The sequence below is a fragment of the Streptomyces nanshensis genome (assembly GCF_001751255.1).
Lineage (GTDB): Bacteria > Actinomycetota > Actinomycetes > Streptomycetales > Streptomycetaceae > Streptomyces > Streptomyces nanshensis_A.
The window spans coordinates 1-12,246 of the sequence record NZ_LJGW01000387.1 but is presented as its reverse complement, the minus strand read 5'-3'; the positions used below and the strand labels follow the sequence as shown (position 1 = coordinate 12,246).

16 protein-coding genes and 1 pseudogene are annotated in these 12,246 nt (G+C 71.8%); 2 read left to right on the top strand and 15 right to left on the bottom strand.

Translation table 11 applies throughout. From position 1 onward, the window contains the following. Positions 1-11: 11 nt before the first annotated feature. From AN218_RS23965 to AN218_RS23955, 3 genes are all read right to left on the bottom strand, one after another. On the bottom strand, positions 12-719 hold the full coding sequence (locus AN218_RS23965) for an HAD family hydrolase (RefSeq protein WP_070018989.1): 708 nt from the start codon (positions 717-719) through the stop codon (positions 12-14). A gap of 37 nt (positions 720-756) precedes the next feature. Next, positions 757-1,956: a phosphotransferase family protein gene (locus tag AN218_RS23960; protein ID WP_070018987.1), complete on the bottom strand. Its 1,200-nt coding sequence runs from the start codon at positions 1,954-1,956 to the stop codon at positions 757-759. A gap of 82 nt (positions 1,957-2,038) precedes the next feature. Then, positions 2,039-2,911, bottom strand: coding sequence for a winged helix-turn-helix domain-containing protein (locus AN218_RS23955; protein ID WP_070018985.1), 873 nt, complete (start codon positions 2,909-2,911; stop codon positions 2,039-2,041). Between the two features lie 227 nt (positions 2,912-3,138). On the opposite strand from AN218_RS23955, the gene AN218_RS37020 reads away from it, so the two are divergent. Then, positions 3,139-3,315, top strand: a complete 177-nt coding sequence (locus AN218_RS37020) for a hypothetical protein (protein WP_171908777.1) — start codon at positions 3,139-3,141, stop codon at positions 3,313-3,315. A gap of 146 nt (positions 3,316-3,461) precedes the next feature. Here AN218_RS37020 and AN218_RS38810 read toward each other — a convergent pair whose 3' ends face one another. From AN218_RS38810 to AN218_RS23940, 3 genes are all read right to left on the bottom strand, one after another. Continuing rightward, positions 3,462-3,875, bottom strand: coding sequence for a GNAT family N-acetyltransferase (locus tag AN218_RS38810; protein ID WP_070018984.1), 414 nt, complete (start codon positions 3,873-3,875; stop codon positions 3,462-3,464). 101 nt (positions 3,876-3,976) lie between these two features. Further along, on the bottom strand, positions 3,977-4,939 hold the full coding sequence (locus AN218_RS23945; protein ID WP_070018982.1) for an asparaginase: 963 nt from the start codon (positions 4,937-4,939) through the stop codon (positions 3,977-3,979). 78 nt (positions 4,940-5,017) lie between these two features. Further along, a complete protein-coding gene (locus AN218_RS23940) occupies positions 5,018-5,617 on the bottom strand; it encodes an RsiG family protein (protein ID WP_171908776.1) in 600 nt (199 codons plus the stop codon). Positions 5,618-5,777: 160 nt separating this feature from the next. On the opposite strand from AN218_RS23940, the gene dtd reads away from it, so the two are divergent. Continuing rightward, entirely contained in the window at positions 5,778-6,224 is a 447-nt protein-coding gene (gene dtd / locus AN218_RS23935; RefSeq protein WP_070019042.1) for a D-aminoacyl-tRNA deacylase, read from the top strand. Positions 6,225-6,293: 69 nt separating this feature from the next. On the opposite strand, the gene ygfZ is transcribed toward dtd, so the two are convergent. From ygfZ to AN218_RS23895, 9 genes and pseudogenes are all read right to left on the bottom strand, one after another. Beyond that, on the bottom strand, positions 6,294-7,280 hold the full coding sequence (gene ygfZ / locus AN218_RS23930) for a CAF17-like 4Fe-4S cluster assembly/insertion protein YgfZ (RefSeq protein ID WP_070018979.1): 987 nt from the start codon (positions 7,278-7,280) through the stop codon (positions 6,294-6,296). 46 nt (positions 7,281-7,326) lie between these two features. Beyond that, the gene (locus tag AN218_RS23925; protein ID WP_070018974.1) at positions 7,327-7,854 is read right to left on the bottom strand and encodes a Fur family transcriptional regulator; all 528 of its coding nucleotides are present in this window, start codon (positions 7,852-7,854) and stop codon (positions 7,327-7,329) included. A gap of 22 nt (positions 7,855-7,876) precedes the next feature. Then, entirely contained in the window at positions 7,877-8,470 is a 594-nt protein-coding gene (locus AN218_RS23920; RefSeq protein ID WP_070018972.1) for a heme-binding beta-barrel domain-containing protein, read from the bottom strand. A gap of 420 nt (positions 8,471-8,890) precedes the next feature. Continuing rightward, positions 8,891-9,313 (bottom strand): DsrE family protein, encoded by a 423-nt coding sequence (locus AN218_RS23915; RefSeq protein ID WP_070018970.1) that lies wholly within the window; start codon positions 9,311-9,313, stop codon positions 8,891-8,893. An 80-nt stretch (positions 9,314-9,393) separates the two neighbouring features. Further along, complete coding sequence (locus tag AN218_RS23910; protein ID WP_070018969.1) at positions 9,394-9,681, bottom strand: DUF1416 domain-containing protein; 288 nt, start codon at positions 9,679-9,681, stop codon at positions 9,394-9,396. 84 nt (positions 9,682-9,765) lie between these two features. Further along, entirely contained in the window at positions 9,766-10,605 is an 840-nt protein-coding gene (locus tag AN218_RS23905) for a sulfurtransferase (protein WP_070018967.1), read from the bottom strand. A 298-nt stretch (positions 10,606-10,903) separates the two neighbouring features. Further along, on the bottom strand, positions 10,904-10,987 hold the full coding sequence (locus AN218_RS39105) for a putative leader peptide (protein ID WP_368073287.1): 84 nt from the start codon (positions 10,985-10,987) through the stop codon (positions 10,904-10,906). 236 nt (positions 10,988-11,223) lie between these two features. Continuing rightward, complete coding sequence (locus AN218_RS23900) at positions 11,224-11,934, bottom strand: LmeA family phospholipid-binding protein (RefSeq protein WP_070018965.1); 711 nt, start codon at positions 11,932-11,934, stop codon at positions 11,224-11,226. Between the two features lie 84 nt (positions 11,935-12,018). Next, positions 12,019-12,246: pseudogene (locus tag AN218_RS23895) on the bottom strand (hypothetical protein); the annotation flags it as partial.

The window sequence follows — 12,246 nt, the reverse complement described above, 5'->3', positions numbered from 1 at the left end:
GCGCCCGGGGCTCACACATGGGCGCGTGGATCGACGACGAGCACCACGTCCCGCAGTGAGTCCACGAGCTCCTCCGCCCCGGCCGCCCGCAGCCGCCCGGCCTTGCGCTCGTTGCGCGCGTACCCGAGGAAGGCCACACCCGCGGCCTGCGCGGCCTCCAGATCGCGGGGCGCGTCGCCGATCATCAGCGCGTCCCGCGCGGACGTCCCGGTGGACTCCAGCGCCCGCAGCAGACAGTCCGGATCGGGCTTGAGCCGCAGCTCCCCCGTCTCGCTCCGCCCGTGCACCCGCCCGGCGAACAGCCCGTCGGTCCCCCGCGAGGCGAGGTAACTCTCCACGGCCCGCTGCGAGTTGTTCGTGGTGATCGCGATCTGCCGCCCTGTCGCGGCGAGCGTCCGCACGAGCGCGTCGGCGTAGGCGGTGGGGTAGGCGTCCCGTGCCGCCGCGTACTCCTCCTCGGCGAGCGCCCGCTCGGCCTCCCGCGCGACGCCCCGTTCCACGAGCGCGGGCTGCTGGAAGACGGCCCGCACGATCTCCACCGGGTCGTCGGTCGGCGGCAGCCACGACTCGGCGTCCGAACCCGCCTCCTCGGCCCCGGCGGTCACCTCCCGGCGCAGCCGCTCCGTGAGCGGAGCGAGGGAACGTCCCTGGAAGAGGTGGCAGACCGGCCCGTCGAAGTCGAAGAACACGGCTTTCGCGGATTCGATGAGATGGCGCATGACTCTCCTCGTCCCGGGGTCCGCTGTGGCCGGGCCACTATCCCCTGCGGCGGTCCCGGCGTACAGCGGTCAGCCGGCCACCGGCCGCCGCATGGCCCCGGTGCCAGGAGCGCAGCGCCTCCTTCACCTCGCCGTGGCCGGGCACGGCGTCGAGGGCGAGCGACTCCCGGGCGCGGCAGAGCGCCCGGTGCACGGAGGCGGCGGCGACGTCGAAGTCCTCCTCGGCGGCGCGGACGGGCAGCGCGGAGGCGGCTCGGAGGGTGTCGGGGAAGACGGACTGGGCGTACTCGAAGTCGAGGTAGACGGGGAAGTCCTGCTCCATGCCCGCGAGTCGTCCCGCCAGTCCGCGGTCGCGCATCTCGCGCCGCCAGAACGCGACGAGCCGCCGCCGCTCCTCGTCGTCGTACCCCATCCGCACCACGTGCGTGGCCAGGTCGTGCAGCGGATCGCCGAAGGTGGCCAGCTCCCAGTCCACGAGGGCGAGTTCGCCGTTCTCGCGGACGAGCAGATTGCCGCGGTGCACGTCGGTGTGCAGCAGCGCGTACGGGCGCGGCGTGAGCTGCTTGGCCTCCCGTACGAACCGTTCGACCGCGTCGTCCGGGATCTCCAGCGCCCGGAAGAGGGAGCCGAAGCGCGGGCAGTTGCGCCGGTAGACCTTGTGGTGCGCGAAGAGCGCGAGGTTCGTGAGGAAGCGGGCGCTGTCGCGGCCCGTACCGCCGCGCCACTCCCTGGGCAGCTTCGGCAGCGCGTCCGCGGGGACCTCGCCGATCCTGCCGAAGAGCGCGGCGATACGGGCCAGGGTCGCGTCGCCGACGGGCCTGCCCGCCGGGGCGGTCTCCGTCAGCGGGACGCCCTCGATGTACGTGTGCAGCGCGTGCCGGCCGAAGCTGAAGAGCGGACGCGGCACTTCCGGCAGATGCTCCCGTACGGCGCGCAGCACCGCCGTCTCCCGCCACACCCGCGGCAGGACCCGTACCGTGCTCTGCCTGGTGCGGAACGTGCCGAGCCGTCCCGGGGACTCCCGGACGATGGACGCGAGGGGTTCGCTCAGCGGCAGCACGTAGTTGTCGTGGTGGTGTCCCTGGAGCGAGAAGCCGCCGGGAGACCGGCGGTGCCGGGCGACATGCCACCACAGGGCCAGCCGGCCGGTGACGGTACGGGTCTGCTCCGCGTCATCCTCCGGGGCCGGCTCGCGCCGCGGCAGTGAGGGGGCCCCAGGAGCGGAGGGGAAAGTCATGCGCGCCACCGGATGATGACTCAGGGGACAGTGAGTGCGCTGAGACTACAGCGTCCGGAGGGGCGGGGGTGCCATCGGCTCATCAGGGGGTGAGCGGTGTGGCGATGGTGTCCCACAGGGAGTCGAACCACGCCTGGGAGTCCGCCACGAACGCGGCGTCCTGCTTCACCTGGCTGTCCGTTGCAGAGGAGAAGTGGAAGAGCGAGGTCTCGAAGCCGAGGACGTCGTAGATCCGCAGCTCCTCGCCCTGGTACGTCACCTCCTCCGGCACCACGTGGTAGTAGCCGAGGAGGGCTTCGGTGCCGTTGAGCAGGTAGAGCTTCTGCAGCGGTGTCGCGGCCACCGTCCGTATCTCGCAGGAGACTTCGGGCACGTCGTATCTGTCCCGGAACGCGTCGAGCGTCCTGCGGAGCGCGGAGGCCCAGGTGTGCTGCAGCTCGTGCAGCCGGGTCAGCGGGCGGCGGTCGTCCGGGTCGTCGACCAGGCGGGGGAGGGCCAGATACGCCTGCGAGCTGGGGAGGATGACCCGCACCGTGATGGAGCGGGGGCGCAGGGTGCCGTCGACGATGGAGCGGTGCGGGCGGGCCAGAGCGTTGTTGAAGGTCTCCGTCGTCAGCGAGTACGAGTCGATCGTGACGTCCTCGGCGTGGAAGGCCTCGTAGAGGCGTTCGGCGAGTTCGGTGCCCGCGGGCTTCGGGGCCTCCTGGGCACGGCCGGGGCGGGCGACGGTGGGCGGGGCGCCGCGGCCGGTGCCGGTGAGGAGGCCGAGGCTCCGCAGGTCGTGGAGGGCCTGGCGGACCGCGGTGCGGTTGACGCCGAACTCCTCGGCCAGGTCCTTCTGGGTGGGGATGCGGGCTCCCGGGGGGAGTCGGCCGGAGTCGATGCGCTCACGGAGGGCGGCGGCGACCACTTCGTGCGGCGGCCGTGCGCCGGGCGCGGGGCTCGTCCTGTTCACAACAAGACCGTACAACTTCCTGCCAAGGCCCGGGAGTTGTCGAGCATGTGTTTTCAATCTCCCGCCAAGTGGGCACACTTCGAATAAGTTGGCGGACAACTTCGCACAAGTACCGGTCAAGTTCCGGCGATGTCGCCAAGTGGGCGTCGTGGCCCGCCGACGCAGAGCGCTCCTGTACCCGCCTGTCCGACGACGTACGGGCCCGTGCTCGACGAAGGGGGAATCCGATGCCCGTCTACGCTCTCGCTCTTGCGGCCGTCGCGATCGGGTTCGAGCGACTTGTGGAATGGCGCTTCGGCGCCCTGGGAGCCGTCGGCTTCGTGCTTCTGAGCGTCGGTGTGAAGGCGCGGAACGTCACCTGTAGCTGCATCGGCGCCGCGGTCCTGACGATGCTCATCGTCTGAGGAGCTCATCGTCCGAGGAACGCCCCGCAGCAGGGCCGCCGCGTGAAACCCATCCCACGCCCGCGCGGCGGCCCGCACCGTCACCCGCAACTCCCGTCGCCACAGGGCCCGCCCGGCACCATGGCGTCCGCCCGCTGGCCGCCGCCTCAGAAGACGTCCGGGCACCATGCCCTGCGCGGCGTACGGAAGAGGGTGTCGGCCCACTCGGCGGCGCCCTCCCGGTGTGCCTCCACGCGGCCCAGCGCGGCGAGCCGTACCGCGGACTCGTCGCCGAGGAAGAGCGTGCCCAACTCCCCGGCGTCCAGGGTCAGATCGGGGCTCTCCCGGGAGGGCAGCACGGCACCGCCGGGGACGGTCATCTCCTGCGCGAACGTACGGAAGGTGGCCACGCACCGCGAGCCGTCGAACGCCCCTTGCGTACGGGCGAGTTCGATGTCCGGCGTACGTGCCGCCGTCTCCTCCTCGGAGACGTCGGGGCCGTGCATGAAGCCCGCGGAGAGGGCGCGGAACCACGTGGGCAGCTCGTCGGGGGAGGCGAGGCGGCGGATCTCCAGGGCCATGCCGGTCACCGTAGGCGGGGCCTCTGCGGGCCGCACCCGGATTACGGGCCGTACGGAGGAGGGGACGCCCCCCCCGGTCCCTGCGGGCCGGCCGCCCCGGCTCAGAACGCCGCGCGCACCTCGCCCACCCGCCTGCCACCGCCCATCAGCGGGGAGTCGGCTATTCGTTCCAGCACCGGGGACTCCACGCCGAGCAGCGCGAGCGTACGGGCCAGGACGGGCCCCACGGCGCGGTTGCCCCCGTCGTGGATCTTGAAGGCCAGCGCGCGCCCGTCCGGCAGCGCCGCCGCCTGCACCGACTCCGCGCCGACCTTCGCGAGCGTCCCCGGCACCTCGCTCATCAGCCAGGTGTCGATGCGCCGTGTACCGGCGACGTACTCGGGGTGTGCGCGCATCGCCTCGGCGACCCGTCCCTCCGGGCTGCCCGCGGGAGCGAGCGCGAGGGAGCGGAAGACGCGGGCGAGACCGGCCGGCGTGATCGCCATCAGGGGTGCCCCGCACCCGTCCGTACCGATGTGGGAGACGCGGTCGCCGGACAGCGACTCCAGGGTCTGCGCGATCAACTGCTGGAGCGGGTGCGACGGTTCGAGGTACGTCTCCAGCGGCCAGCCGGCCGCCTTGCAGGTGGCGAGCATCGCGGCGTGCTTGCCGGAGCAGTTCATGAACACACGGCTGCGGGCGGCCTCTTCACTGCCCGCGGCCACCAGCGCACGCGTCGACTCGGCCTGGTCGACGGGGAGTTCGGGCGGGCACTGCAACGACTCCTCGGTGAGGCCGTGCTCGGCGAGCACCGTACGGACGAGGTCCAGATGAAACGGTTCGCCGGAGTGGCTCGCCGAGGCCAGCGCCAGCCGGGGACCGCTGAGGTCGAGCCCGGCCCGCAGCATCGCCGCGGCCTGCGCGGGCTTGTTGGCCGAGCGGGGGAAGAAGGGGGCGTCGGGCTCGCCGCGTGACAGCTCGACGCCGCCGTCCGCGGCGAGGACGATCAGGGATCCCCGATGGTGTCCCTCGACGAAACCGGAGCGTACGACTTCGGCCAGCACCGGCGGGTTGCCGTCAGACATGGGCGGGGCCTTTCCGTTCACCGACTCTCCCCCGCGCCCCTCCCCGTGGCGTCGCCGACGGGGCCAGGGCCGGTGGACTCAGGGGAGCAGGTCATCCACTTGCGCTTCGCCCTCACGGTACCTGCGTGCGATCTCCCTGCTGCACCCGTCCGCCGTGCGCTGCGTCACCTGGCGCCGCCCCGAGACGTGCTGCTCGTAGCCGACGAGGCGGGCCATCGCGGCGTGCAGCTCCTCGTCCGTACGGGCGGTGAGGTCGCTCAACTCGACCTGGGCGAGCATCTCTTCGGCGAGGGAGCGGTATTCGTCGCTCTGCGGTGTGCCGAGCGTCACGTGCCGTGCCGAACTGCGGTGGCTGGAGGGGCCGTCGGCCAGGATCTGCGGAAGCAGCTCCAGCAGCGGCGACCCGGGGGTGCTGCGCCGGGACAGCTCGGCGCGGAGGATGTCGATACGGCCCTGGAGCAGCCGTCGTACGTAACTCAGCTCCCCCTCCTCGCGTTTGGCCTCACGGAGCAGCGAACGCAGCTCCGGCAGACGCAGGCCGTGCAGTTCGAGGACGTCCGGGACGTCGGAGAGCCCGGGGAAGCCGGAGAGCCCGGAGGGCCCGGGGTCGTGACCGACCGGGCCGGTACGGGCAGCCGGCGGGTCACCGGGCGTACGGGCGGCGCCGGTTGCGCTCATGGACACGGTCCCCTTCATCCTTATTGCCGCATTCGCGGAGAGAACTGCGGTTCGTACCGCGTGTACGCATCGTGCCACTGCGGGCCGCCGCCGCGCAGCGAAGTCGCACCCATCCGGGCCATGCGAACAGATCGCCGACCCGCACGGCATGATGGCGGGCATGCGAGCTGTGGTGCAGAGAGTCAGCGGCGCGAGCGTCGTGGTGGAGGGGGCCTCGCCGGCGGACGGGGCGGAGACCGTCGGCGCGATCACCGGCGAAGGGCTGTGCGTCCTGGTCGGCGTCACCCACGACGACACCCCGCAGAAGGCGGCCCAACTCGCCCGCAAACTCTGGTCGTTGCGCATCCTGGAGGACGAGAGGTCCTGCTCGGACACCGGTGCGCCGCTGCTCGTCGTCAGCCAGTTCACGCTGTACGGGGACGCGCGCAAGGGCCGCCGCCCCACGTGGAACGCCGCCGCTCCCGGGCCCGTCGCCGAGCCGCTCGTGGACGAAGTCGTCGCGCGGCTGCGCGAGTTGGGCGCCGAGGTGGCGACGGGCAGCTTCGGGGCGCGGATGAAGGTGTCGCTGACGAACGAGGGGCCGTTCACGGTGCTGCTGGAGGTCTGAGGACAGGGCCTCTGAGGCCCCGGGGCGGGGCCGGGGACGCGGCTGTCGGCGGGAGCGTCGACGGGACCGTCAGGGCGCGACCACGATCTCCTGCGCCGCCGCCGTGGCGTCCTCGCCGGCCGTCAGCGCCGCGTCCACCGGCACGTTCCGCTTGATCAACGCCAGGGCGATGGGCCCGAGTTCGTGATGCCGGGCGGAGGTCGTCACGAAGCCCAGCTTGCGCCCGTCCGGGCCGTCCTCCGCCAGCCGTACGGCGTCCCCGTGCGCGGGCAGCCGTACCTCGCTGCCGTCGAGATGCAGAAAAACCAGGCGCCGCGGCGGCCTGCCGAGGTTGTTCACGCGGGCGACGGTCTCCTGCCCCCGGTAGCAGCCCTTGTCGAGATGGACGGCCGTCCTCAGCCAGCCCAACTCGTGCGGGATCGTGCGGTGATCGGTCTCCATACCCATCCGCGGCCTGCGGTCCTCGACGCGCAGCGCCTCGTACGCGAGCAGCCCGACCGCCGAAGGGCCGGACTCCGCGAAGGACTTGAGCGACGAACGGCCCAGGAAGAGGTCGCGGCCGTGCGCCGTCTCCCGTACGACGGTGCCCTCCGGCGCCTCCGCGATGGAACCGGCCGGCAGATGCACGACCGCGAACTCCCCGGTGCGGTCGGCGATGTCGACCCGGTAGAAGAAGCGCATGCTCTCCAGATAGGCGATGAGCGCGTCCTGTGTGCCGGGCTCGGTGTGCATCCACACCGTCTCCCCGTCGTCGACGAGATAGAGCGCGTGCTCGATGTGGCCGTGCGCCGAGAGGATCAGCGCCTCCGTGGCGTGCCCGGCCGGGAGTTCGCTGACGTGCTGCGTCAGCAGCAGATGCAGCCAGGAGAGCCGGTCCTCGCCGGAGACGGTGACGACTCCGCGGTGGGAGAGGTCGACGAAGCCCTCGCCCGCGGCCAGCGAACGCTGCTCACGGAAGAGGTCGCCGTAGTGCGCGGCGACACCTTCGTCCTGGCCCTCGGCGGCGACGGCGCCGGGCAGCGAGAGAAGGGGTGAGTGCGGTGCGTCGGAGGACATACGACCAGACTACGACGCCCGGCGGGCGGCCCGCGGAGCGCTCCCGTCAGGCTTTCCCGTCAGGCTTCGCACCGTGCGCACCCCGGGCACCCCGCGCGTCCTGCGCGTCCTGCGCGCTCCGGGAACCCTGCGCACGCTCCGTGCTCTTCCCGCCGCCCTGTGCGCTGCACTTCCCGCAGCGTCCGAAGATCGCGAAGTGCTTCAGGTCGGTGTCGAACCCGAAGGCGTCCAGGAGCCGTTCGGCGAAGGGACCGGCCACCGACAGGTCTGCCTCGATCACCTCCGTACAGTCCCGGCAGACCAGATGCAGATGGTCGTGCCGGTCGGCGAGGTGGTACGTGGGGGCGCCGTGCCCGAGGTGTGCGTGCGAGACGAGGCCGAGCTCCTCCAGCAGCTCCAGGGTGCGGTAGACGGTCGAGATGTTCACGCCGCCCGCGGTGCGGCGCACCTCGGCGAGGATGTCGTCCGGCGTGGAGTGTTCGAGCTTGTCGACCGCCTCCAGCACGAGCTGGCGCTGCGGAGTCAGCCGGTATCCGCGCGCTCTGAGATCGCTGTGCCAGTCGGTCGTCACCACACCGACAGTGTAGGACCGCCGCTCACTTGAAGAAGGCGATGCCGTCGTCGGGCAGATCGCCGTCGTCCTGCTCGCTGAGCTGCTGTGCGACCTCGCGCAGGTCGACGGCCTTCTTGAGCTGCGCCGACATGTACGGCTGGAGCGGCACCTCGGGGGCCGAGCGCTCGCCCACCCACATCAGATCGCCGTTCACATAGCCGTAGAGGCGCTTGCCGCCGGTGTACTCGGGGGCGGAGGCGGTACGGGCGACGGCGTCGGTGACGAGGTCGATCTGCGGCTTCTGGTCGGCCAGTTCGCCGTACCAGACCTCGGCGACGCCGCGGTCGCGGACCATGACGACCTCGACCTTGCGCTCCGCGTCGATGCGCCAGTAGCCCGTCTCGGTCTCCAGCGGGCGTACCTTCGTGCCCTGCTCGTCGAGCTGCCAACTGTGCGAGACGTACTCGAGGAAGTCGCGGCCGTCGTGGCTGAAGGTGACCTCCTGCCCGAAGTTGCACTTGTCGGTGCCCGGGCCGTCCTCGCCGTCGAGCGCGGCGACACCCGCGCCCTGCCAGCTACCGAGCAGGAAGGCGAGGGGGACGAGGTCGGGGTGCAGGTCGGACGGGATCTCGATCATGGGAACTCAGACGTCTGTAGGGACGGTGGCGGATTCGGGCCGTGGCGCGGCACGGCGGCGTGCGGGCGGCGGGCCCGTACGCCTGCGCCTCAGCGCTGGCCCTGGTAGAGCTTCTTGAACGCGAGGCCCGCGAAGGCCGCGGTGCCGACGCAGACAAGGGCCATCAGCGCGGTGAAGAAAGCCTCAAGCACGGGGTGTGCTCCTCGGGTCGTTCGTCGTACGGGATGCTTCGCGGCCCGCGGCGGGCACGTGCCGTCGTGGAGCGTGGAGTCCGTGACGGAAGCGCGCCGTCGATGCCGTGGATGCCGCGGTGTCCGAGTCTAGTCGCCGCGGCGGCCGGGCCCCTACCGGCCTCGGGGCCGAGCGGACCGCTGCGGGCCGCGGACGCCGCGGTGGGGCGGCGGCGTGCCGGGACGGGGCTCAGTAGACGAGCGCCTGTACGCCCTCGGCCATGATCTCGCTGACGAAGACCTGCGCTCCCGCGATGCGGACACCGTCCAGGACGTCCTTCTCCTCGATGCCGCGGCGGGCCGCGCACTGGGTGCACAGCGTGATCCGGCCGCCGGACCCCTCGGGCCCCGCGGGGCTCTCCAGCACACCGGCGATGAGGTCGGGAAGCGGTGCCGCGTGCGGCAGTTCGAACTCGGCCGCGCGGCCCGGCAGCGCGAACCACGCCGACTCACCGGTCAGCCACAGCGACACCTCGACGCCGCTGGCCGCCGCCACCGCGGCGACGGTGAACGCCTGCGAGCAGCGCTCCGGGGCGTCCGTCCCCGCCGTCACCTTGATCACGAGCTTTCTGCCCGCCGCTGCCGTCCCGGCCGTTCCCGCGTCTGCTGCCATGCGGCAACCCTAAGCAGGCGCACGAAGGGCCGTGCACCGGGGCGAACCCGGGCACGGCCCTTATGCGCGCACAGACCGCGTCACACGGCGATGGCGACCTCCGCCAGGCCGCCGTCCTGCGCGACGACCGTACGGTCGGCGGTGCCGCCCGGCACCAGCGCGCGTACGGTCCAGGTGCCCTCGGCCGCGTAGAAGCGGAACTGGCCGGTGGCGGACGTGGGGACCTCCGCCGTGAACTCCCCGCCGGCGTCCAGCAGGCGCACGTACCCGGTGACGGGCTCGCCGTCGCGGGTCACGCTGCCCTGGATCGTCGTCTCACCGGGCTTGATGGTGGAGGCGTCGGGGCCGCCTGCCTTCGCTCCGCACATGGGATTCCCTTCGGTTCTGATCAGGTCGGGTCCGGCCGCGGCCGGTCGGGCTGTTCCGGCCGGGCTGTTCCGGTCAGGTGCCGGTCAGCCCTCGGCGCCGAGCGCGACGGGGACGCCGATCAGCGAGCCGTACTCCGTCCAGGAGCCGTCGTAGTTCTTGACGTTCTCCTGGCCGAGCAGCTCGTGCAGGACGAACCAGCTATGGGCGGAGCGCTCACCGATGCGGCAGTACGCGATGGTGTCCTTGCTCAGGTCGACGCCCTCGCCCTCGTACAGCTCCTTCAGCTCCTCGTCGGACTTGAAGGTGCCGTCGTCGTTGGCCGACTTCGACCACGGGATGTTGCGGGCGCTCGGCACGTGGCCGGGGCGCTGCGACTGCTCCTGCGGCAGGTGGGCCGGGGCGAGCAGCTTGCCGCTGAACTCGTCGGGCGAGCGCACGTCGACCAGGTTCTTGGTGCCGATGGCCTCGACGACCTCGTCGCGGAAGGCGCGGATCGACAGGTCCTGCGGCTTCGCCTTGTAGTCGGTACGCGGACGGTCCGGCACCTCTTCGACCAGGTCGCGGGAGTCCAGCTCCCACTTCTTGCGGCCGCCGTCGAGCAGCTTCACGTCCTGGTGGCCGTAGAGCTTGAAGTACCAGTAGGCGTACGCGGCGAACCAGTTGTTGTTGCCGCCGTAGAGCACGATCGTGTCGTCGTTGGCGATGCCCTTCTCGGACAGGAGCTTCTCGAAGCCCTCCTGGTCCACGAAGTCGCGGCGGACGGGGTCCTGGAGGTCCTTCTTCCAGTCGATGCGCACGGCGTTCTTGATGTGGTTCTTGTCGTAGGCCGAGGTGTCCTCGTCGACCTCGACGAGCACCGTCTTCGGGTCGTCGATGTGGTCCTGGACCCAGTCGGCGTCTACGAGGACGTCACTGCGGCTCATGTTTCTCTCCTCCGGGCAGATGGCGGGTGAAGCGGGGCGTACTGGTGCGGATCGCGGCATGCGGTCCGCAGGTGCGCTCGTACGTCGTGGGGCTCGGCGCCGTGTGCACGCCGGGGCGTGTGCGGCGGTCCGCGGCGGCCGGGGGCAGCCGGCGCGGGCGGAACGGGACGGAACGGACGGCGGGTCGGCACGCGGTGCGGGCGAGCGGCCCGCGCACCGGGCCTGACCGGCCGGTCCAGGGGGAACCTGGCGGACCGTCAGCCGTCNACTCAGGCGGGGCCTGGGGGGCCGGCAGCCGTCAGGAGGGAATGCGACAGAGCATCGCGGCGACGCGGCAGAGGTCGACTGCACGCCGTTTCGTGAGGTCCGCCTGTCGCTTCATGGGGACGATCGTAAGGACGGCAGTGGGTCCGTGTCACCGCAAATCCACATCATGAGACGCAATCGTCCGTGATGCGGGATCCGAGATCGTCTCCGGGGCGACGCCGGTCCGTCGCGGCGGACGGCCGGCGGCGCGGACCTCGATTCCCGGACGCGCGCGTCTCGTTCAGTGGGACGCGTGCGGGGGTGCCGGACCGGGCGGGCGGACGGGCCGGTCCGGCACCCCCGCCACCGGGCTCACTTGCCCAGCTTCACGTCCTTGCCGCGTACGGACAGCTCGATGCCCTCGGTCGTCGGCTCGACCTTCTCCAGCTCCAGCCCGTCGGGGAGTCCCGCTATCTTCCGGGCGAAGTCGATACGGCCGCGGATCGCGCCCTCCAGCCCCGGGATGTCCGCGCCCGGAACCTTGTCGGCGTGCAGCCGCACGGTGTCGCCGCCGCTGACGTCGACGGAGCTGAGGACGCTGCGCGAGAAGCTCTGGCCAAGCACCGTCACTCGGCCGGTGACCTTGACCCGGCCCCGGCCGCTGTCGTCCGTACCGCCCCAGCCGATGTCGACGCCGTCCTGCGCGGCCTTCGTCAGATCCTCGTAGGAGACGAGAGCGGTGCCGTCGGCGCGGTCGGCGACGGCGGAGGAGAAGTCCTCGTTCAGCCGCACGTCGTGCAGATGCGCGTCGATGCGGCTGACCTTCAGCTCGCCGCCCGCGGCCTCCGCCTTCATGCCGCTCATCGTGGCGTCGATCTCGCCCAGTTCCTTTCCGGCGATCTGGGTGAGGAAGGGGAAGCCCTTGATGTCCACGGACGTACGTCCCGCGGACGCGACGCCCTGCGCGCTCTTGATCTCCTCGGCGGCCCGGTCCTCGGCCAGCTTGACCGCGAGACGGTCGGCGGCCACGAACAGCACCGCGAGGACGAAGAGGACGATGAGCCCCCTGCGAAGTACGCGCATCTGCGGTTTCTCCCCTGCTCGTGGCGGCCGGAACCGGAGGGCGGCCGGGCCTCCGGGACTTCTGCGAGCCTACCCGGGACGACCTCAGACGAAGGCTCTGCCGAACAGATAGACGATCGGCGCGGCCAGCGTCAGCGGCAGTGCCACGCCCGCCGTCATATGGACGAAGCGCGACGGATAGTCGTAGCTGGAGACCCGCAGCCCGAGCAGGGCGCATCCGCCCGACACCAGTCCGAGGACGCCGCCCGCGACGGCGGGCGCGGTCGCCGCGCCGTCCCCGCCGAGCACGGTGAGCTGTCCGGCCGCCGCTCC

What these genes read in the sequence shown, in the direction of transcription:
- AN218_RS23900 (WP_070018965.1), bottom strand. Translation starts at nt 11,934, where the DNA reads ATGCGCGTACTTCGCAGGGGGCTCATCGTCCTCTTCGTCCTCGCGGTG.
- AN218_RS23915 (WP_070018970.1), bottom strand. Translation starts at nt 9,313, where the DNA reads ATGGCAGCAGACGCGGGAACGGCCGGGACGGCAGCGGCGGGCAGAAAG.
- AN218_RS23965 (WP_070018989.1), bottom strand. Translation starts at nt 719, where the DNA reads ATGCGCCATCTCATCGAATCCGCGAAAGCCGTGTTCTTCGACTTCGAC.
- AN218_RS39105 (WP_368073287.1), bottom strand. Translation starts at nt 10,987, where the DNA reads ATGAAGCGACAGGCGGACCTCACGAAACGGCGTGCAGTCGACCTCTGC.
- dtd (WP_070019042.1), top strand. Translation starts at nt 5,778, where the DNA reads ATGCGAGCTGTGGTGCAGAGAGTCAGCGGCGCGAGCGTCGTGGTGGAG.
- AN218_RS37020 (WP_171908777.1), top strand. Translation starts at nt 3,139, where the DNA reads ATGCCCGTCTACGCTCTCGCTCTTGCGGCCGTCGCGATCGGGTTCGAG.
- AN218_RS23905 (WP_070018967.1), bottom strand. Translation starts at nt 10,605, where the DNA reads ATGAGCCGCAGTGACGTCCTCGTAGACGCCGACTGGGTCCAGGACCAC.
- AN218_RS23910 (WP_070018969.1), bottom strand. Translation starts at nt 9,681, where the DNA reads ATGTGCGGAGCGAAGGCAGGCGGCCCCGACGCCTCCACCATCAAGCCC.
- AN218_RS23945 (WP_070018982.1), bottom strand. Translation starts at nt 4,939, where the DNA reads ATGTCTGACGGCAACCCGCCGGTGCTGGCCGAAGTCGTACGCTCCGGT.
- AN218_RS23940 (WP_171908776.1), bottom strand. Translation starts at nt 5,617, where the DNA reads ATGAGCGCAACCGGCGCCGCCCGTACGCCCGGTGACCCGCCGGCTGCC.
- ygfZ (WP_070018979.1), bottom strand. Translation starts at nt 7,280, where the DNA reads ATGTCCTCCGACGCACCGCACTCACCCCTTCTCTCGCTGCCCGGCGCC.
- AN218_RS23960 (WP_070018987.1), bottom strand. Translation starts at nt 1,956, where the DNA reads ATGACTTTCCCCTCCGCTCCTGGGGCCCCCTCACTGCCGCGGCGCGAG.
- AN218_RS23920 (WP_070018972.1), bottom strand. Translation starts at nt 8,470, where the DNA reads ATGATCGAGATCCCGTCCGACCTGCACCCCGACCTCGTCCCCCTCGCC.
- AN218_RS38810 (WP_070018984.1), bottom strand. Translation starts at nt 3,875, where the DNA reads ATGGCCCTGGAGATCCGCCGCCTCGCCTCCCCCGACGAGCTGCCCACG.